15 protein-coding genes are annotated in these 20,705 nt (G+C 69.1%); 10 read left to right on the top strand and 5 right to left on the bottom strand.

Going from position 1 to position 20,705, the window contains the following annotated elements:
- Window position 1 precedes the first annotated feature (1 nt).
- Window positions 2-646: a hypothetical protein gene (locus ACX1D3_RS12715; RefSeq protein ID WP_458994196.1), complete on the bottom strand. Its 645-nt coding sequence runs from the start codon at window positions 644-646 to the stop codon at window positions 2-4.
- An 84-nt stretch (window positions 647-730) separates the two neighbouring features.
- Between ACX1D3_RS12715 and ACX1D3_RS12710 the strand changes: the two genes are divergently transcribed.
- The 6 genes from ACX1D3_RS12710 (at window position 731) to holA (ending at window position 9,391) form a co-directional block, all read left to right on the top strand.
- Window positions 731-1,627: a DUF4192 family protein gene (locus tag ACX1D3_RS12710; protein ID WP_458994195.1), complete on the top strand. Its 897-nt coding sequence runs from the start codon at window positions 731-733 to the stop codon at window positions 1,625-1,627.
- A gap of 44 nt (window positions 1,628-1,671) precedes the next feature.
- A complete protein-coding gene (locus tag ACX1D3_RS12705; RefSeq protein WP_458994194.1) occupies window positions 1,672-2,592 on the top strand; it encodes a carbohydrate kinase family protein in 921 nt (306 codons plus the stop codon).
- A gap of 124 nt (window positions 2,593-2,716) precedes the next feature.
- Window positions 2,717-5,182 carry a leucine--tRNA ligase gene (gene leuS / locus ACX1D3_RS12700; RefSeq protein WP_458994193.1) on the top strand — a complete coding sequence of 822 codons (2,466 nt, stop codon included), beginning with the start codon at window positions 2,717-2,719 and terminating at the stop codon, window positions 5,180-5,182.
- Between the two features lie 271 nt (window positions 5,183-5,453).
- Complete coding sequence (locus ACX1D3_RS12695) at window positions 5,454-6,047, top strand: ComEA family DNA-binding protein (protein WP_458994192.1); 594 nt, start codon at window positions 5,454-5,456, stop codon at window positions 6,045-6,047.
- Window positions 6,044-8,383: a ComEC/Rec2 family competence protein gene (locus tag ACX1D3_RS12690; RefSeq protein ID WP_458994191.1), complete on the top strand. Its 2,340-nt coding sequence runs from the start codon at window positions 6,044-6,046 to the stop codon at window positions 8,381-8,383. The genes ACX1D3_RS12695 and ACX1D3_RS12690 overlap by 4 nt, the downstream gene beginning before the upstream one ends.
- Before the next feature lie 39 nt (window positions 8,384-8,422).
- On the top strand, window positions 8,423-9,391 hold the full coding sequence (holA, locus tag ACX1D3_RS12685) for a DNA polymerase III subunit delta (protein ID WP_458994190.1): 969 nt from the start codon (window positions 8,423-8,425) through the stop codon (window positions 9,389-9,391).
- A gap of 69 nt (window positions 9,392-9,460) precedes the next feature.
- Here the strand turns inward: holA and rpsT are convergent, their stop codons facing one another.
- Window positions 9,461-9,721 carry a 30S ribosomal protein S20 gene (gene rpsT / locus ACX1D3_RS12680; RefSeq protein ID WP_458994189.1) on the bottom strand — a complete coding sequence of 87 codons (261 nt, stop codon included), beginning with the start codon at window positions 9,719-9,721 and terminating at the stop codon, window positions 9,461-9,463.
- A 142-nt stretch (window positions 9,722-9,863) separates the two neighbouring features.
- On the opposite strand from rpsT, the gene lepA reads away from it, so the two are divergent.
- From lepA to ACX1D3_RS12660, 4 genes are all read left to right on the top strand, one after another.
- Window positions 9,864-11,747, top strand: a complete 1,884-nt coding sequence (gene lepA, locus ACX1D3_RS12675; RefSeq protein WP_458994188.1) for a translation elongation factor 4 — start codon at window positions 9,864-9,866, stop codon at window positions 11,745-11,747.
- Window positions 11,748-11,954: 207 nt separating this feature from the next.
- Complete coding sequence (locus tag ACX1D3_RS12670) at window positions 11,955-13,046, top strand: hypothetical protein (RefSeq protein WP_458994187.1); 1,092 nt, start codon at window positions 11,955-11,957, stop codon at window positions 13,044-13,046.
- A 133-nt stretch (window positions 13,047-13,179) separates the two neighbouring features.
- Window positions 13,180-15,111: a dynamin family protein gene (locus ACX1D3_RS12665; protein WP_458994186.1), complete on the top strand. Its 1,932-nt coding sequence runs from the start codon at window positions 13,180-13,182 to the stop codon at window positions 15,109-15,111.
- Window positions 15,108-16,655 (top strand): dynamin family protein, encoded by a 1,548-nt coding sequence (locus ACX1D3_RS12660; RefSeq protein ID WP_458994185.1) that lies wholly within the window; start codon window positions 15,108-15,110, stop codon window positions 16,653-16,655. The genes ACX1D3_RS12665 and ACX1D3_RS12660 overlap by 4 nt, the downstream gene beginning before the upstream one ends.
- On the opposite strand, the gene ACX1D3_RS12655 is transcribed toward ACX1D3_RS12660, so the two are convergent.
- The 3 genes from ACX1D3_RS12655 to ACX1D3_RS12645 form a co-directional block, all read right to left on the bottom strand.
- Window positions 16,560-17,075, bottom strand: a complete 516-nt coding sequence (locus ACX1D3_RS12655; RefSeq protein WP_458994184.1) for a hypothetical protein — start codon at window positions 17,073-17,075, stop codon at window positions 16,560-16,562. The genes ACX1D3_RS12660 and ACX1D3_RS12655 overlap by 96 nt on opposite strands.
- Window positions 17,076-17,217: 142 nt before the next feature.
- Window positions 17,218-18,033 (bottom strand): IniB N-terminal domain-containing protein, encoded by an 816-nt coding sequence (locus tag ACX1D3_RS12650; RefSeq protein ID WP_458994183.1) that lies wholly within the window; start codon window positions 18,031-18,033, stop codon window positions 17,218-17,220.
- Between the two features lie 106 nt (window positions 18,034-18,139).
- Window positions 18,140-20,704 (bottom strand): LuxR C-terminal-related transcriptional regulator, encoded by a 2,565-nt coding sequence (locus tag ACX1D3_RS12645; protein ID WP_458994182.1) that lies wholly within the window; start codon window positions 20,702-20,704, stop codon window positions 18,140-18,142.
- Window position 20,705 lies beyond the last annotated feature (1 nt).

Raw genomic sequence — 20,705 nt, 5'->3', positions numbered from 1 at the left:
GTCAGCTGCCGGGCACCGGCAGGGCGTTGAGCGCCACGCGCCCCGACGGCGTGGCCAGCACGATCGTGGAGTCGGCGTTCGGCATGGCGAACATGACGTCGGCCTCGTAGGGCACGCCAGCGCGCACTGTGAAGGGGAGGGGGTCCATGGGGTCGAATGCCTCGCGGGATTCGTTGGTGAAGGCGAACAGCCCGAACTGGTACTCGCCCTCTTCGACCTCGACGCGGATGCGCAGGCGCAGCCCGTCCGTGGTCCACTCGTGCCGCACGATCTCGAAGATCCCGTCGCCGTTGCCCTCGAAGGGGATGAAGTTGCCCGTGCGGGTGGGTGACGGCTCGGCCGCCGCCGAGGCGGTGGGAGATGCGCTCGGCGAGGCGTCCTCATCGCCGCCGAGGAACTGCATGCCGAGGATCAGGGCGCCGATGACGGCCACCGCTGCCAGGACGATCCAGAGCGGGGCCCCCGGCCTGCGCTGAGGCCGCAGGCTCTCGGGGGCCGGCTGTGGCGCCGGTGGTTGACCGAACGGTTGGCGGGGATCGCGGCCCTGGACGTCGTGGAACTGCGTGGGACGGTAGCCAGGGTCCGGATGCGACCAGGGGGAGTTGTCTCGCCCGTTGTCCGCCGGTGGCCACTGCTGGTTGCTCATAGTCCCGCCAGCCTACCCAGGGGGTTGTCCACAGCCCGGAATTCCGGTTGGGAGAAGGCACTCCCTGTTGTCGACCATGCGCCCATGAGCAGCACACCCGTTCTCCGGGGCACCACCCGAGCCGATCTCCTCGCCATGCCCGCCGTCCTCCTCGGTTTCCATCCCACCCACTCATGTGTGGTGATGGGGCTGAGCTGCACCACCGTCGCCTTCTGCGCCCGCCTTGAGGTGGACTGGTTCGTCCACCACTTCGACGACGTGGCGGATCAGATCATCAACGCCTCCTCACAGGTGGAGGGATGCCGCTTCGTCATCATCGGTTACGGAGATCCGGACCTCGCCGGGCTCGCGGTCACGGAGCTCGCCGCGGTCGTGGGGGAGGCGCGTGTCATCGACGCGCTCGTCACCGACGGGCGCACCACCTGGGCGCTCGACGCAGATCTGGAGGCCCACGAGATCGAGAGCACCTCCAGCTCGCTCGAGGCCCAGGCCGTGTACGAGGGCATCCGGATCTGTGGGGATCGCGGGGAGGCCGTGGCCCCGGTCGAATTCCACAGCCCACCGCCGAGCCGGGAGGTCGCGGCGGCGGAGGCGCTGGTCGCGGCGCTGCCGGCAGGGCAGGCACTGGACCTCCTGGAGCAGTTGGCGGAGTCCCCGGCGCAGCTGAACCCCTCGGAGGGATGCCTCCTGAGCGTCCTCCTTGAGGACGAGGACCGCATGGGGGCGGTCCTCGCCAGGCTGAGCATGGACACGGCGGACCGGATCTGGCCGCATCTCGTCTCCGCGCGCCAGTCCGCCACGCCCCAGTCAGAGGCCAACGTGCTGGCGCTCCTCGGCATCGCCTCGTGGCTGAGCGGACGGGGCGCGGCCCAGACCTCGTGCCTGGAGCAGCTGGCACGCATCAGTCCAGGGCACGAGCTCGGTGGGCTGCTGGCCCGCGTGCACCGCGACGCCATCCCCCCGCGCCGATGGGACGAATGAGCCCTCCGCGCTCCCCGGCGGCGCCCGTGCCGTAGGGTTCTGCCATGCGTTTTGTGGTGTGTGGCGAGGCCCTGATCGATCTGATGCCGGAGGAAATGATCTCCCCGGCCGAGAGCCGGTGGATCGCCCGGTCGGGTGGGGGACCGTTCAACACCGCCGCCGCCCTGGCCAAGCAGGGGCAGGACACCAGGTTCCTGGGCAGGCTCAGCACGGACGCCCTGGGGCGCCAGCTGCGCAGCCACCTGGAGCTGGCGGGTGTGGACCTCTCGCTCGCCGTCAGCACGCCGGACCCCACGTCGTTGGCCGTGGTCTCCCTCGACGAGGAGGGCCGCGCCAGCTACCACTTCCACTTCACCGGCACGTCGGCATTCAGCTGGCGGGCGGGGGAACTGCCAGAGCTGGAGTCGGGGGACTGGCTGCACTTCGGCTCCATCGGCGCGGTGATCGGGTCCGGGGCCAGGCACATCCTGGACTTCGTCCGCCGCACTGACGCCGCCGTCAGCTTCGACCTCAATGTGCGTCCGTCGACGCTGCCGGACCGGGCCGAGTACTTCGGACTGATCCAGGATCTGCTCACGGCGGTGGGGAAGAACGGTGGGATCGCGAAGGCCTCCGACGAGGACATCGCGTGGCTCGTCGACGACGACTCGGATCCTCTGGGCTATGCCGAGGGATGGGTGGGCGAGTACGGCCTCTCCATGTTCATCGTCACGTTGGGGGCGGACGGGGTTGTGGCCGTCAAGCCCGACGGTCGGCGTCTGCACGCGCCGGGCCGCCCCGTCGAGGTGGTGGACACCGTCGGCGCCGGGGACACGTTCATGGCCGGATTCCTGTCGGCCTACGCCGAGGATCCCGGAGATGTGGAGGCTGCCCTCGCCCGCGGCGTGGCGTCCGCCGCCATCGTCTGCACGCGCAAGGGCGCGCAGCCGCCCATAGCGGCCGAGGTCGACGCACTCCTCGCCTGAGGACCCACCGAGAACCGCGGTTGACCAGTGCTGGCCGAGCTGATGCCTGCCCCGGAGGCGGTGCGGGTATATTGAACCACCGTGTCCCCAGGACGCATCAGATGGCCGAGTGCAGGAGAGAGTCGTGAGCCAAGAGGCGGGTCAGTACGACAAGGTTCAGGCCCAGGAGAAGTGGCAGGCCTTCTGGGAGGAGGATGAGACCTTCCGCCCGGCCGACGACGGTACCCGGGAGCGGCGCTACGTGCTGGACATGTTCCCGTACCCCTCAGGCGACCTCCACATGGGCCACGCCGAGGCATACGCCATGGCGGACGTGGTCGCGCGCTACTGGCGCCTCAAGGGATACGACGTGATGCACCCGATCGGGTGGGATTCGTTCGGGCTGCCCGCGGAGAACGCGGCCATCAAGGCCGATTCGCACCCGGCCACCTGGACCTACAACAACATCGAGACCCAGGCACGCTCGTTCAAGCGCTACGGCCTGAGCTTCGACTGGTCGCGTCGGCTCCACACCTCCGATGAGGACTACTACAAGTGGACGCAGTGGCTGTTCATCCGCTTCTACGAGCGGGGGCTGGCGTACCGCAAGGACTCGTTCGTCAACTGGTGCCCCACCGATCAGACGGTGCTCGCCAACGAGCAGGTGGTCGACGGCAGGTGCGAGCGCTGCAAGACCGAGGTCACCAAGCGCAAGCTGAACCAGTGGTACTTCAAGACCACCGACTATGCGCAGCAGCTGCTCGACGACATGGAGCAGCTGGAGGGCGGCTGGCCGGACCACGTGCTCGCCATGCAGCGCAACTGGATCGGCCGCTCCGAGGGTGCCCACGTGGCCTTCGTTGCGGAGGGCCGCGACGAGCCCATCACCGTCTTCACGACGCGCCCCGACACGCTGTTCGGCGTCACCTTCATGGTGGTGGCCCCTGACGCGCCCCTTGCGGCCGAGCTCGTGACCGACGAGCAGCGGCCCACCTTCGAGGCGTATCTGGAGCAGGTCAAGCGCGAGACCGAAATCGAACGCCAGTCCACCGAGAAGGAGAAGACCGGGGTGTGGCTCGGGCGTCACGCCGTGAACCCGGTCAACGGTGAGCGGATCCCGATCTGGGCGGCCGATTACGTGCTGGCGGACTACGGCACCGGCGCCATCATGGCGGTCCCGGCACACGACCAGCGCGACCTGGACTTCGCGCGGCGTTACGGACTGCCGGTGCGTACGGTCATCGACGTGGACGGGACCGATCCCGCCCAGACCGGGGTGGCCACCAGCGGCGACGGCGCCTACATCAACTCCGGCGCACTGAACGGTCTCGGGGACAAGGCCTCCGGGGTGGCCAGGATCATCGCTCAGCTGGAGGCCGACGGCCTCGGCACGGGCACCATCCAGTTCCGGCTCCGGGACTGGCTCCTGTCGCGGCAGCGATTCTGGGGGTGCCCCATCCCGGTGATCCACTGTGAGTCCTGCGGTGAGGTGCCCGTCCCCGACGACCAACTCCCGGTCAGGCTGCCGGACCTGCGGGGGGCGGCACTAGCACCCAAGGGCACCTCACCCCTGGCGTCCGCCACGGACTGGGTCGAGACGCAATGCCCCCGGTGTGGCGGCCCCGGCCGCCGCGACACCGACACCATGGACACCTTCGTGGACTCGTCCTGGTACTTCTTCCGGTACTGCTCCCCGGGCTACGACAAGGGTCCCTTCGACCCGGAGGCGGTCCGCCGCTGGATGCCAGTCGCCCAGTACGTCGGTGGGGTGGAACACGCGATCCTCCACCTGCTCTACATGAGGTTCTTCTCGAAGGTCCTCCGCGACATGGGTCTGGTGGACTTCGACGAGCCGATGCTGCGGCTGTTGAACCAGGGCCAGGTGATCAATGAGGGCAAGGCGATGAGCAAGTCCCTGGGCAACGGCGTCGACCTGGGCAAGCAGATCGACGAGTTCGGCGTCGACGCGGTGCGACTCACGATGATCTTCGCCGGTCCGCCCGAGGACGACATCGACTGGGCCGACCTGTCGCCGGCGTCGAGCCTCAAGTTCCTGCAGCGGGCCCACCGCATCGCCGCCGACGTCGCGAGTGACCGCCAAGTGGATCGCGCGGCCGGGGACAAGGCACTGCGCAAGGTCACGCACAAGGCCATCGCCGAGGTGTCCATGCTGCTGGAGTCCGGGCGGTTCAACGTGGCCGTCGCGCGGACGATGGAGCTCGTCAACGCAACCCGCAAGGCGATCGATGCCGGCCCTGGTCCCGCGGATCCCGCGGTGCGCGAGGCGGCGGAGTTCGTGGCTCAGGCACTCAGCGTGGTGGCGCCCTACGTGGCCGAAGAGATGTGGGAGGCGTTGGGCCACAGCCCGTCGGTGGCCAACAGCTCGTGGCCTACCGCGGATCCCAGCCTGACGGTCGACGACACGGTGACCATGGTGGTGCAGATCCAGGGCAAGATCCGGGCGAAGCTCGAGGTGCCGGCCGTGATCACCGAGGAGGACGCATTGGCGGCGGCGCTGGCGGATCCCGCGGTGCAGCGTTCGCTGGACGGCCGCGAGATCGCCAAGGTCATCGCGCGCCTCCCCAAGATGCTCAGCCTCGTGCCTCGCTGACTTCTCCACAGGCGCGAGCCCGGCTGGGAAACGACCCGGGCGGATTGCGACCAATGGGGGCATGGAGCCGCGTGATGTCGAAGAGCTGGCCCGCGCCCGCCTGACATACGTCAGTGTCGGGCGGCCGGCACTGTGTGGGCCGCGGCGCGCTGCCGGTGTCGTCGATGAGGAGCAGAGGGCCGTCGATCCGCAGACTGGTCCGCCGGCGCCGGTCAGAGCCCAGGCGCCTGCGCCGGAGTCCTCCGGGCTACCGACCAGACGGCGCATCACGGTGAAGCACCTGTGGGTGGTGGGGGTGCTCCTCCTGTGCGGTGTCGGGGTTGCCGTCACGGCATTGGCCAGATCCTCCGCCACGGAGGTGCCCATCGCGCCGCCGTCGGTGTCCGTCTCCCCGGCGGCAGAGACGCCCACCCCCAGCCCGTCCCCGGTGGCGCGGGTCCACGTCGCTGGGGAGGTTGTCCGGCCGGGCGTGGTGACCCTGCCTGAAGGGGCCATCGTCCTCGACGCGATCACGGCGGCCGGTGGGCTGGCCCCGGAGGCGGACCCTGCGCAGCTGAACCTGGCGGCGCCCGTGAGCGATGGCATGCAGGTGATCATCGGGAGCACCGCCGAGCCGCGAGGGGATCTCAACGGCGCCGCCCCGGCGCCGGGCGACGGGGCCGGCGGGGGCGCGCTCGATCTCAACACCGCCACCGCCGCAGAGCTGGAGACGCTTCCCGGCGTCGGACCGGTGATGGCCGCCGCCATCCTGGCATGGCGGGAGGAGAACGGCCGCTTCACCGCCGTCGAGGAGCTCCAGGAGGTCAGCGGCATCGGGCCGAAGACGTTCGAGAAGCTCAAGCCGTTGGTGCGGGTCCAGGCATGACCGAGGTCGGCCGCGAGAAAGCGGCTCTCCCGGGTGCCGGCCACGACTGGCGGATGGTCCCGGTCGCCGCCGCGGCGTGGGCGGCCTCATGGATCGGGACCTCGGGTTGGCGTCCCGATGCCGGGCCGCTGATCGCCATCGTCGTGGGGCTCGGACTGATCGCGTTGGTGGCCGCGCGCCTGGGCCGGATGTGGACCTGCCTCGTGTTGGTCGTGTTCGCGGTGACGGGGCTCACCGCCGGGGTCCAATCCTGGCAACGCCATACCTCGACGGTGTCGGAGTGGGCGTCCGCCGGGGCCGTGGGCACAGTGAGGGTCCGGATCCAGGGTGAGCCGCAGGTGACGTCGGGCATCGTGGTGGCCAGGGCCGGACTGGTCTGGGTGGAGGCGCGCGGTCAGCGGATCGAGGCGGCGGTCCCGGTCGTCCTGCTGGGCACAGGGGACACGGGCGAGGCCATGCGGGAGGCCGTCGCCGGCGCCGAGTACGTCGCAGGCGTCCGGCTCCGCGCGCCCAGGCCGGATGAGGGGGTCGCGGCGGTGCTCAGCGTCCGGCAGTTCGGCGAGTTGGCGCGCGGGCCCTCGGTGGTGGACGCGGGTGCGGGTGCGATGCGGCAGGGCCTCCGGGCCGCCGTCGCCCACTCGCCACCGAGCCAGGCCGCGTTGGTCCCCTCCCTGGTGGTGGGGGACACGTCCCGCGTCGATGACGAGATGAAGCGGCGCTTCCAGGCCACGGGGCTGACGCACCTCATGGCGGTCTCGGGGGCCAACCTCACCCTCATGCTCGGAGTGATCCTCACCGTGGCCAGGTCGGTGGGTCTCCGAGGGTGGTCCGTCCGTGCCGCGGCGATCGTCGGCGTCGCCGTGTTCGTCGCGGTGTGCGGCCAGGAACCCTCGGTGCTGAGGGCGACGGCCATGGGGCTGGTCGCCCTGGCGGCCGTGGGGGTGTCAGCGGGACACCGCAGCGTCCGGGCGCTCAGCGTCGCGGTGCTTGCCCTGACGTGGCTGGATCCGTGGCTTGCGAGGTCAGTCGGCTTCGCGCTGTCGGTCACCGCCTGCGTCGGGATCGTGCTGCTCGGTCCGCCGCTGGTCCGGGCGATGGCGCGGTGGATGCCGAGGTGGGCTGCCGAGGCCGTGGCCGTCCCCCTCGCGGCCCAGCTCGCCACACAGCCGCTCGTGACGCGGATCAGCGACCAGGTCTCGGTGGTCGGCGTTCTCACCAACGCGCTGGCCGGCCCCTTCGTCGGCCCCACGACAGTCCTCGGGCTGGCCGCGGCGCTCCTGTGGTGGGTGCCGGCCCTGGCCGCGGGGCCCGGCTGGCTCGCCGGATGGTGCTCGCAGCCCATCCTGTGGCTGGCGGAGGCGGGGGCCGCCCTTCCATCGGCGACGTGGGACTGGGAGGCGTCGACGAGTGGGATGGCCGTGGTGGTGGTGGCGGTGGCCGCCGCTGCGATGGTGCTTCCGTCGATCCTCAGGTCTCCCCTGGGTGGGGCGGCCCTGCTGGTGGTCGTCATCGCGGCCACGCTCGTGCGCCCCATACCGCTGGGGTGGCCGGGGCCCTGGGCAGCGGCGTTCTGCGACGTCGGGCAGGGCGACTCGACGGTGCTGGCGGCCGGCCAGGGGGCGGCTGTGCTCGTTGACGCGGGGCCTGAGGCTGCTCCCACGGAGGAGTGCCTGACCTCCCTGGGCGTCACATCCGTGCCGCTGCTCATCCTGACCCACTGGCACGCGGACCACACCGGGGGAGCAGCGGAGATCATCGCCCGGTACCGCCCCCAGTTGATCCTCACCCGGGCGGGAACCCACCCACCATGGCTGCTGGACGCCGCCCGGGCAGTGGCGGCGGAGGTGCGGCGCGCGGAACCCGGTCAGCAGCTCACGGTGGGCGAGGTGCGGTGGCGAACCGCGTCGGTGTGGGAGCCGGCTGGGGGAGGTGTGCCGGAGGCGGAGGGAGAGGGCTCGCCCGAGAACGACGCCTCGGTGGTGGGGGTGGCTGAGGTTCGCGGGCTCAGGGTGCTGCTGGCGGGCGACGCGGAGCCGGCCGGACAGTCCGTGGCGCTGCGCGCCGCCGAGGTCCACGGCGTGTCCCTGAACGCCCACGTGCTCAAGCTGCCCCATCACGGCTCCTCGCGGCAGGAGCCCCGGTTCTTCGCGGCGTCGGGTGCGGCGCTGGCCGTCGCATCCTCCGGCCTCGACAACGACTACGGGCACCCCGCGCCGAGCACCGTGCAGCTGGCCCAACGCCTGGGTATGGAGGTGGTCCGGACCGACCAGCACGGCTCCATCGCGGTCGAGCTCGCAGGGGAGCGGCTGAGAGTCCGCACGTGGCGGAGTGGCTGAACGCGCGGGCCGTCGGTGGTCACTGGCATGCTTGGGCTCGTGACTTCATCGGCGTTCGGCAGTTGCCTGCTCATCACGGGCCCCGAAGCCCTGCTCGCGCAGAGGCTGGTCGCCGACACCAGGGCCCGTGCACTCGCCGCGCACCCCGAGGCGGACGTCAACGAGATCACCGCGGACCAGCTGGAGACCTCGATGCTGTCCGAGGTGGTGGGTGGGTCGCTGTTCTCCACCCACATCATCGCAATCATCGACGACGTGGGCGCGTGCCCGCCGTCCGTGGTGGACCAGCTTGTCGCGGTGGCGTCAGACCCGCCCGAGGAGCTGTGCCTGATCCTGATCCATCAGGGCGGGATGAAGGGCAAGGGGCTCATCGACAAGCTCAAGAAGGCCAAGGTGCGCACGGAGAGCGTCGCCGCCTTCAAGGCCTGGGAACTGCCGAAGTTCGTGGCGGATGAGGCGCGTCGCCGGGGCGTGCGCATCGGTCAGGACGCCGCAGGGGAGTTGGTGGCCGCCGTCGGGCATGACCTCCGGGGGCTCGCGGCCGCGGTCAGCCAGCTCGCCTCGGACGCCGACACCGGCGAGATCGACGCCTCCCTCGTCAAGCGCTACTTCGCGGGGCGGGCCGAGGTGTCGAGCTTCGCTGTCGCCGATGCGGTGCTCGCCGGTAACACCAGCCTTGCCCTCGAGCGCCTCCGCTGGGCGCTCGGCACCGGCGCCGCGCCGGTGCTGGTGAGCAGCGCCATGGCGGGGGCCTTCCGAGGGATGGGAAAGTACCTCGAGGCTCAGGGCTCGCGGATGAGCGACGCCGATCTGGCCCGCCGGCTGGGTCTCCCGCCGTGGAAGCTGAAGGACTACGCCAAGACCTCGCGGAACTGGCAGGTCGCAGGGGTCGCGGAGGCCATCAGGCTGGTCGCCATTGCCGACGGGGAGGTCAAGGGCGCGGCCACAAACGCGGAGTACGCGCTGGAGCGGATGGTTCTGGGGGTGCTTGCCCTACGCCGCCACTGAGCGGACGCGCGAAACAGCGCCCTGGCGACCGAGGGCCAAGGCGCTGCTGCGGAAGAAGTGCGGTCTGGGTCAGAGCGCGGCAGCGGCCAACGAGATGGCCGACTTGCGGTTCGCCGCCTGGTTGGCGTGGATGACGCCCTTGCTGACGGCGCGATCCAGGGCGCGGTTCGCGACCTTGGAGAGTTCGACGGCCTTCTCGGCCTGACCCTCAGCGACAGCGGTGCGGAAGTTGCGGATGTGGGTGCGCAGCTCCGACTTCACGGCCTTGTTGCGCTGGCGCGAGATCTCGTTGGTCTTGATGCGCTTCTTCTGGGACTTGATGTTCGCCACTGGGCAAGCCTCTTCACGGGTGATGATGGTCTTCGGTCATGCGTGGGACACGCGACGGTCAAGACTACCTGAGCCCCTCGGGGGGAGCCAAATCGCCGGCCGGGCGTCGGGCCCCGCCACGGTTCGCCCCGCCGTCGGATCCATGAGATTATGGCCTGTCCCATGTTCATCGACGAGGAGACGCATGCCCGCTCCGCGCCCCGGCAAGACCGACCCGGCGATCATCCGCAACTTCTGCATCATCGCGCACATCGACCACGGGAAGTCCACCCTGGCAGACCGGATGCTCCAACTGACTGGGGTCGTCGACGCGCGTCAGATGCGCGCCCAGTATCTGGATCGCATGGACATCGAACGTGAGCGGGGCATCACCATCAAGTCCCAGGCCGTGCGGATGCCGTGGACCAAGGACGGTGTCACGCACGTGCTCAACATGATCGACACGCCTGGCCACGTGGACTTCACCTACGAGGTGTCGAGATCGCTCCAGGCCTGCGAGGGCGCCGTGCTCCTGGTCGACGCGGCGCAGGGCATCGAGGCCCAGACCCTGGCCAACCTGTACCTCGCGCTTGAGGCCGACCTGCACATCATTCCTGTGCTCAACAAGATCGATCTCCCCAGCGCGAATCCCGAGAAGTACGCCGCGGAGCTGGCGCACATCATCGGCTGCGACCCCGACGACGTCCTCCGGGTCTCGGGGAAGACCGGCGCCGGCGTCGCCGAACTGCTCGACGCCGTCGTGGAGCAGATCCCGCATCCCCAGGGAGATCCGGACGCTCCGGCCCGGGCGCTGATCTTCGACTCGGTGTACGACACCTACCGCGGCGTGGTGACCTATGTCCGGGTGGTCGACGGCGCGCTCCGCCACCGCGAGCGCATCCTCATGATGTCCACCAAGGCCACCCACGACATGCTCGAGGTGGGGGTGATCTCTCCCGAGCCGGTCAAGGCGGACGCGCTCGGGGTGGGAGAGGTCGGCTATCTCATCACGGGAGTCAAGGACGTGCGGCAGTCGCGGGTGGGTGACACCGTAACCCTCGACGCGCATCCGGCCACTCACGATCTCGGCGGATACCGGCACCCGAATCCCATGGTCTACGCGGGCCTGTACCCGATCGACGGGGACGACTTCAACGTGCTGCGGGAGGCTCTGGAGAAGCTGCAGCTCAACGACGCGGCGCTTACCTACGAGCCGGAGAGCTCCAGCGCACTCGGCTTCGGATTCCGCATCGGATTCCTGGGGCTCCTGCACATGGAGATCGTCCGGGAGCGGCTCGAGCGTGAGTTCAACCTGGATCTCATCTCCACCGCGCCCAACGTGGTCTACCGGGTGGTCATGGAGGACGGCACGCAGCACAGCGTGACCAACCCCTCGGAATACCCGGAGGGGAAGATCGCCGAGGTCTACGAGCCCGTGGTGCGCGGCACCATCCTGGCGCCGGCCGAGTACATCGGCACGATCCTCGAGCTCTGCCAGACCCGCCGCGGCATCCAGCGCGGCCTGGACTATCTCAGCGAGGACCGGGTGGAGATCCGCTACACGCTGCCGCTCGGCGAGATCATCTTCGACTTCTTCGACGCGCTCAAGTCGCGCACCAAGGGCTACGCATCACTCGACTACGAGCCCGACGGCGAGGAGGCCTCCGACCTCGTCAAGGTGGACATCCTGCTCCATGGGGACCCGGTGGACGCCTTCTCCGCGATCGTGCACAAGGACAAGGCCTATTCCTACGGGCTGCTGATGGCCTCGAAGCTGAAGGAGCTCATCCCCAGGCAGCAGTTCGAGGTGCCCATCCAGGCCGCGATCGGATCACGCGTGATCGCCCGGGAGACCATCCGCGCCATCCGCAAGGACGTGCTCGCCAAGTGCTACGGCGGCGACATCTCCCGGAAGCGCAAGCTGCTCGAGAAGCAGAAGGAGGGCAAGAAGCGGATGAAGATGGTCGGACGGGTCGAGGTGCCCCAGGAGGCCTTTGTCGCCGCTCTGTCCACGTCCGAGCCGACGGGCCAGAAGAAGCCCTCCTGACGCCATCCCCGAGCGATCTTCGGGCCCGGGTGCGGGGGAGGTCCGTACCAATCCCCGATACCCCCCTCCCCAACCCCCATACCGGGAGGGGGAGTTTCCGGGGTCACCCCCGCTGCTACGGGCCACTGTCGGGCGCAGACTTGTGTCAACGCCAAACGGGCGATTGAGGGAGCCAGAGCCGGCTCCGTCTCGAGAAGGGATAGTTCCATGGCAGACGACAACAACAACGTTCTCGGCATCCAGACGGTCACCGACGACGTCATGTCGAACAACGACGTGCTCTCGCACAACGACAACTCCACCGAGACCGAGATCGAAACCGACATCGACCTCGATGTCGAGGACTCGGGCAACGACAACTCGGTCGACAACTCCGTCGAGAACGAGGCCGAGGACTCCTTCAACACCGACGTCGAGAACGAGGAATCGTTCAACACCGACGTTGAGAACGAGGCTGAGGATTCCTTCAACGACAACTCGGACAACTCCGTCGACAACTCCGTCGAGAACGAGGCCGAGGACTCCTTCAACGACAACTCCAACGAGCTTGACGTCGACCTCGAGGTCGAGATCGAGGACTCGTTCAACGACAACTCCGACAACTCGACCAACACTGACGTCGAGATCGAGGACTCCTTCAACGAGGACGACTCCGTCCGCAACACCGACTCCTTCAACATCACCAGCTCGTTCAACACCCAGACGCTGAACGACAACTCCACCTCGATCGGCATCCGCCAGTACAACACCGGCTTCGGCGACCTCAACCTCGGCGGTCTCGGCGGCATGGCGGCGGCCGGCAAGAGCTACGGTCACGGCGGCGGCGCCGGCGACGTGGACGTCGACATCGACAACCGCTCGCTGCAGCTGGACCAGTCGGTCAACCAGCTCATCGACACCGGCAACGGCGGCGGCCACGTGCACCAGGAGTTCGGCCAGGAGGCCACGGTGGCGTTCGGTGACGGCTCCATGGCGGCCGGCGACGACCTCACCGTGGTCGACACTCGGTTCGACATCGAGATGGGCGACATCTCCATCGGCAACACCTGGATCGACACGCGCATCGAGGACTCGTTCCAGGACAACTCGGTCAGCAACGAGTGGGAGATGGAAGTCGACATCGAGGACTCGTTCAACGACGAGTCGGAGACCACCAACCTCGACGTCGACATCGAGGACTCCTTCACCAGTGAGGTCGACGCCACCTTCGAGAACAGCTGGGAGTGGGAGAACGAGGGCAACATCTTCAGCCCCGGAGCTGCCACCACCGGTGGCGAGACCGACATCGAAATCGATTGATCCTCTCGCTCCAAGCACGAAGCCCGGCCGTCCTTCGGGACGGCCGGGCTTCGGCCGTTCCAGGACCCGTGCGTGGGGGGTGCCTTAGTATGCGGGTGTCTGCTGGGTGTTTGTCGTCGAAGGGGAGACCATCGTGAGTGAAGCGGGGACGCAGGGGCAGACAGGGGCGCTCAGGCCGTCCGCGCCGCGCCGAGGGCCTCTGGAGGCGAAGGCTCCCGCCGCAGGTGCGCCGGCTCAGGCCAAGGGCAGGGACCTCGTGGCCCTCGCCGGGAGCGTGGGCCAGCTCGCGGCCAACACGGGCAGGCAGGACCTCGTGCAGCGGCTGGAGAACACCCAGGCCAGACTGCGGGACCCGAACGTGCGTGTCGTGGTGGTCGGCGAGTTCAAGCAGGGCAAGAGCAAGCTCATCAACGCCCTCGTCAACGCTCCCGTGTGCCCCATCGACGACGATGTGGCCACGAGCGTCCCGACCGCCGTCGGCTACGGCGAGGAGCCCGCCGCCTATGTGTTGATGCGCCCGGCGGGGGAGGACGACGCCTCGCCCACCATCGAACGACTCCCGATCCCGATCGACCAGCTCCCGCAGTACGTCTCCGAGCTGGGCAACCCGGGCAACGAGCGGCATATCGTGGCCGCCGAGGTGATGCTCCCCAGGGAGATCCTCAAGGGAGGTCTCCGACTCATCGACTCGCCGGGTGTGGGCGGTATGGACTCGGCCACCGCGTTGACCACGCTGTCGGCGCTGTCCTCGGCGCACGCCGTGCTCCTGGTCTCTGACGCATCCCAGGAGTACACCGAGCCGGAGGTCCAGCTGCTGCGGCACGCGATGCGCATCTCGCCGAACGTGGCGGCCGTGCTCGCCAAGACCGACCTGTACCCCGAGTGGCGCACGATCGAGCGTATCGATCGGGGCCATCTGAAGGGCATCGGCGACATGCCGATCTTCGCGGTCTCCAGCGATCTGCGGCTCATCGCCGCGGCGGAGCAGGATCGCGAGCTCAATGCGGAGTCGGGCTTCCCTGCGCTGGTGGCCCACCTGAGAGCCGACGTGCTGGCGCGTGCGGAGGCCATCGGGGTCCGCGCAGCGGTCCATGACCTCACCTTCGTGGTGGAACAGATGAGCGTCTCGATCAGGTCCGAGCTGAGCGCCATCCTGCACCCGGAGGACACGCCGACGCTGATCGCCGAGCTGGAGCACGCCAAGAACCGCGCCGATGACTATCGCAGCAGGTCCTCCAGGTGGCAGGTCGCCCTGTCCGACGGGATCTCCGATCTGATCTCCGACATGGAGCACGATCTGCGCGACCGGCTGCGGCGGGTGCAGCGCGAGGCAGAGGGCGCCATCGACGAGGGTGATCCGGGGCCCATCTGGGACCAGATCACCGAATGGATCGACCAGCGCGTCGCGGACGCGGTGTCCGAGACGTTCGTGTGGACCGACGAACGCTCCCGGTGGCTCACCGAGGAGATCGGCACCCTCTTCGCCGAGGAGCAGATCGAGCTGCCCACCATCGAGGTGGGGGGCACAGAGGGCCTTCTTGATCCGGTTGACCCCCTGCCGAACTTCGAGCCGGGATCCATGAGTGCCGCGGAGAAGATCTACATCGGCGTGCGAGGCTCCTACGGTGGCGTTCTGATGGTGGGCCTGGCCACCGGGCTGATCGGCCTGTCGCTGATCAATCCGCTGTCGCTGATGGCGGGCGTGCTCGTGGGGCGGCGCGCCTACCGCGAGGACTCGTCGAATCGCCTGATGCGCCGCCGGTTCGAGGCGAAGAACATCGTCCGACGCTACATCGACGAGGTGACGTTCCAGGTGGCCAAGCAGCTCAAGGACCGCCTGCGCATCGTGCAGCGCACCTCCCGCGATCACTTCGGCGGGATAGCCGAGGAACTGCACCGGTCGCTGGCAGAGGCGGTCCTTGCGGCGAAGAGGGCGGCGGGGACCTTCTCGGAGCAGCGGGAGAAGCGCGTCGCGTTGCTCCAGGGGCAGCTGAAACAGCTTGAGCAGCTGAGCGCGGAGCTCCCGGCCCTGCCACCCCAGCGGGTCAAGGCAGTCGAGCGGTGAGATCGGACGTGCTCTCGGAGGCCACGGAGCTCGTCGCCGCCGGGCGTCAGTTGTACGCCCGTGACCAGACCGCCCTGGCTGTGCTCGGGGAACTGGACCGCCGACTGCAGGAACCACTCCGGCTGGCCCTCGCGGGGATCGTGAAGGCCGGCAAGTCGACCCTCCTCAACGCCATGCTTGGTGAGCAGATCGCACCCACTGACGCGGGGGAGTGCACACGCGTGGTGACCTGGTACCGGTATGCCGACACTCCGTCGATCACGGCACACCTCAGCGGCGGCGAGGAGCGCCGACTTCCCGTGCGCCGGGTCGACGGCAAGCTGATCCTCGACCTGGGGGATCTCACGTCCGGCGAGGTGGACCGCATCGAAGTGGGTTGGCCGTCGGGGGTTCTCCGGTCCATGATCCTGATCGACACGCCTGGAATCGCCTCGCTCTCGCAGGACCTGTCGGCGCGCTCCACCACCTTCCTGGCCCCCGAGGACGCGCCGTCCTCGGCTGACGCCATCGTCTACCTGTTGCGGCACCTGCACCCGTCGGACATGCGCTTCCTCGAGGCCTTCAGGGACACGGCCGCCGGTCCGTCCCAGACCGTCAACGCAGTCGCGGTCCTCTCACGCGCGGACGAGATCGGATCGGGACGCATCGATTCGCTGCTCTCCGCGGGCAAGGTGTCGAAGCGATATGAGCTGGACGGGGACCTGAACTCCCTCGCCCTCGGGGTGGTGCCCGTGGCGGGGCTCCTGGCCGAGGGTGCGCGCACGCTGCGGGAGAGTGAGTTCGCGGCATTCCGGAGGCTGGCGTCGCTCGAGAGGCGGGAGAGGGAGCGGCTGCTGCTCTCGTCGGATCGGTTCGTGGGTGCCGCGGACACCTCCGGGCTTGACGTCCCGGCGCGGCGGGAACTGCTCGCACGCTTCGGGATCTTCGGCGTCCGCCTTGCCACGTCCCTGATCCGGACGGGGGTGTCCGACTCGACCGAGTTGGCGAACAGGCTGATTCAGCACAGCGGACTGCACGAGCTCAACCGCTTCGTCGAGACCCACTTCGGCCCGCGCACGCCCACCCTGAAGGTGCGAGCCGTGCTGGACGCCCTTGAGCGGCTCCTTCGGGACAGGCCGATCGAGGGGTCGGAGGCCATCGTCGCCGGCATCGAGCGGATCAGGGCGACCGCCCACGGGCTTCGTGAACTGTCGCTGTTGTCCACGCTGAGGGTGGGGGACGTTCATCTCCCGCCGGAGGAGGCCGCGGCAGTGGTGCGGGTGATCGGCGGCCTGGGCTCCTCTGCAGAGGCACGCCTCGGGCTGCCGGCAGGCGCGGGCGAGGACCAGATCCTCGAACGGGTTGATGCCCAACTGGCCCACTGGCGCGCCCGTGGGCAGTCGCCGATCCTGGACCGGGCTTCGCTCGAGGTGGGGCGGGTGGTCATCCGCAGCTTGGAGGAGGTCTCCTCACAGCTCGCCTCCGCCAGAGGCCACCGTGCCGCGACGGACGTCGTGATGGCGAGCCGTCCACTTGATGGCGCCGGGGAACACGCTCGAGACTAGAGCGAGGAGCACGAGCCCGCACTGACCCAGCAACACCTGCCGCAGGCTGGTGGCGTGCTCGCCTCCGCCCACCATCTCGGTCATCAGGGCGAACACCAGTCCCTGCACGATCAGAGTTCCCAACTGCCACCAGCGGATGCCGTCTCGGCGGCTCATGAAGGACACCAGCAGCGTGATCTGGATCAGTACCAGGGTGACCATGATCCCGAAGAAGGACCAGAAGACGATGTCTGCCGCCGACGAGTAGGTCTCCTCGCTCCGTGTCCCGTCCACCGCCTTGATGGACGCGGCGATGAGCGGGAGCTGATCCTCACGCACGATGAAGAAGTAGACGATGCCGACGGCCCCCACCACGAAGCTGAAGGCCCACAGCAGTTGGCTCAGGCGAACGGAGAGGGGCGGTGGATGCTTGACCAGCACCGGTGGAAGGTTCTCGCTGCGCAGGGACGGACGATCGGGGCGTGGCGTTGGCGTAGCGCCGTTCAGCCCGTCGGGCCCCGACCGGGGCTGACGGGCTGTCGGCGCATTGCGTGTGTTGGGTTCTGTCACTGTTCTGCGTGGCCTAGTTTTCGTCGATATCCATCTCGACCGGGGGCTCCGGCTCGACGTAGCTGCTGTAGTCGGCTTCAGGCTCCTCGACCGGCTCCGCCATCACCGCGGCGGGCGCCATCTCGACGGGGGACTCGATGTTGCCGTTGTTGACGATCTCGGTGTCGACGGCGACCTCCGTGGTCTGGGTCTCGTTGAACGAGTCGTCGATGTCGGTCTCCACGTCGACCTCGGTGGACTGGTCGTTGAAAGACTCGTCGACATCGGCCTCGGTGTTGACATCGACGTCGATGGACTCGTCGTTGAAGGAGTCCTCGATGTCGACGTTGGTCTCGGTGTTGCCGATGGCCACGTCTCCGATGGTGACATCGGTGTTGGACTCGTCCAGGAGCGCGTTGTCGCCGGCTGCGACAGAATCGTCGCCGACCGCGAGGACGGCCTCCTGATCGAAGATCTGGGTCACGTCTCCCTCGGCCCAGATGTTCTGGTTGACGGACTGATCGATGATGGTGGACCTGTTGTCGATGTGGAAGTTGTTGGCGACGTTGGTGATCTCGCGCACCACGTCCGGCTTCGACGGCGCCGGCGCTCCTGGGACGTGGACGATGATCGGCTGCGGTGCCGGCGGGCGCATCACGACGTCCGGGTGCTCCACGACGACGGGGAGCACGGAGCGCACGTCATCGCCGCACACGTCTGCAAGCCCCGCGCGGTTGAGACTCTCCTCCGGATCCTCGGAGAACTCCTGTGCGGCGATCGGGTCCCGAAGCAGACTGAGGATGAACTCGATCAGCGCGTCGGCGATAGTGGTCAGCGGTGTGGTGGTCATTTCTCGTCTCCTGAGGTCTGGGTGACGCTAGCTGTCACGCTAGTGCGGCGGGTGTGGGTGCTGCATCGGGGATAGACCCGATGCCGGTGCGTACAGGTAGGGGGATTCACGAGATCGCCCTTCTGGACGAGGTTTGGGTGGTCGTGGCCAACTCCACGGACACCCGCAGCTTCGCCATGAGGTCAGAGCGCGACGTGACCGACAGGCGTCGCTTGATGTGCGCCACGTGGTGCTCGACCGTGCGTGGGGAGATGAACATGACCTCGCCGATCTCGGCGTAGGTGCGCCCCTCCAGCACCAGCCGGCCCACCTCCACCTCACGCTCGCTGAGCGGTACACCTGCGGCGTGCGGCGCTGCCGGGGCGCCCGATGGTTCAGGTGTCACCCGCTCGGGTCGGGGGGTCACGTCCTGGGGGTGCAGCTCCCGCGCGCAGGAGAGCAGCCGGGACGACACCTTCCGGTCGTCGGTGCGACGCGCGCCGTGCGCGGCCAGACGGGCGCCGTCCCAGGCCAGTCCCGCGGCGGCCAGGGAACGGCCGGCGGTCTCGACGGCGTCCGGGTCCACGGACCCGCCCAGCACCGCGACCCAGACGCCGCCTGCACGCGCCATCGCCGACGCCAGTGTGCTGTGCGCAGCCGCGGCGACGAGTGCACGGGCGTGGGGCTTCAGCATCTCAGGCCTGTTGAGCACGATGCCCTGCTGTACGCCGGCCCACCGCAGGTGGGCAGACCAGAGGGGCGGCTCGCCGAGCCTGCCCAGGATGTCCAGAGCGCTCACGAAATGGGGGTGGAGAGTGGTGGCATCCCCCACGCGCGCAGCGGCGCATATCAGGGAGCTGAGGGGCAGGATGGTGTAGAGGTCGACCTCAACGTGTCGGACGCCCGGCATGGCCTCGGCCCAGGCCGCCTCAAGGCTGGCCATGTCCGCATACCGCCTCGCGAGCGAGACGAGCACGCTCTGACGTAGCAGTTCATCACGCGGCGACGTGGGCGGGGGGAGCGTCTCCGCCCTCTGCAGGGCCTGGCGGGCGTCCGTCGGGCGCTCGCCCTGAATGGCGATCCAGGCCTGCCAGAGGAGGAGCCGTCGGTGGGCCCACTGCCCGCCTTGCGAACCCGCGACTGCGCCGTCGATCACACGCCGCGCGGTCGCGAGGTCTCCGGAGCCCAGGGCCACCGACGCGGCCACGACAGCGGGCAGTTCAGGCACGGGATCCGAGGTACGGGCTGCCGTGTGCAACTCGGAGGCCCTGACAAGGTGGGTGAGCGCCGACGAAGAGGGCGCCGCGTCAAGGGACGCGCGCAGACCGCTCTCCAACTCCCGCAGAGCGATGGACAGGGTCGACATCGATCCGGCCTCATCGGGTGAGACGGAGTGCCGCACATCGGCGAGCCTCTCCGCGGACCCGGCGGCCACATCGGCGATCGTCGCCTTGACCGAGGTCTCGCCGTCGGTCGTGGTCAGAAGCGAGTAGACGTCGCTGCCGGTGCTCATCATCCCGCGGGCGGCCCAACAGGCCGCCGACACGTCTGCCAGAGCCATGCGCTGGGCGGGGTCGGCCTGCGGCCAACTGGCGTCGACGAAGCCCGCGGCGGCGTCGAGGTCTCCCACGCGCCATGCAGCCATCGCCCGATGCAGGTTCAGGTCCCGCCCGGCGAAGCCGTACTTCGAGGCAAGGTCGTACAGGTCCGCGGCGCGTTCAGGATCAGCCTGCAGGAGGTGATCTCCGTGCTCGGCCAGCGAGGCACCCAGCCTGGCGTCACCCGCGGCCAGGAGCCAGGCACGGGAGGGCTCGTCCCCGGCTGCCACGGCCGCCGCGATCTCGTCGACGGCGTCGGCGCCGAGGTCCGCGAGGCGCTGGGGGGGCAGCGCCTCGCGGATGGCGGACCGCACCACCGGGACCATCGTCCCGTTGCGCAGCAGCAGTCCCTCGGCGTAGCCCTGCGCGATGAGGTCCGATACGTCCTCGCCGTCAGGGCCGGCGTGACCGTCACGGACCAGCGCGAGCAGTTCGAGGAAGTGCGCGAGCCGGCCGTCGTCGAGAAGGTCCAGGCGGTGGCTCACGTGCGCCTCGACCGATCGCCAGAGGTCCGCGTGACGGAGCGGATCGGTGCAGGGACCCGAGTCATGGGCGTCTATCGCCCGCGCCACCAGCCAGCCCAGCCCACCCGTGAGCGCGAGGATCGCGTCGATGCAGGCCGAAGAGAGGGTACGACCTTGTTCCTTCAGCAGGTCGACGACCTCCGAACGCGTGGCCGGGCCAAGCACGATCGACGGCGAGTCCGCGCCCAGGCGGCGCGCGATCGCCGACCCGGCGCTGGAGCGCGGCCATGGGCGGGTCGCCACGACGAGGGCGGCTTCGGGATCCTGGGCCCGGAGCCGGACCGCCTCGACCCGGGCTGCGTCCAGCAGGTGGAGCCCGTCGACGATGAGCACCTCCGACGGGGGGACCGAAGCCGGGTCCATTCTCTCGTCGAGGACATGGAACACGGCACCCCGCGCACCGAGGAGGTCCCGCAGTTGACGCAGGAGGGCCGTCTTCCCGGAGCCCGCGGCGCCGACGATGTAGGCGCGCGGCCGGGGTGCCTCGCTGATGTCGCGGATGTGCGACCGAGCCTGCCCCGGGGCTGCGAGCAGCGGGGTCCTCAGCGCCTCGGAGGGTGTGACGTGCATG

It is taken from the genome of Tessaracoccus yangjingae (assembly GCF_054483935.1).
The sequence above is the reverse complement of the archived record's forward strand: the minus strand, read 5'-3'. Positions and strand labels throughout refer to the sequence as shown.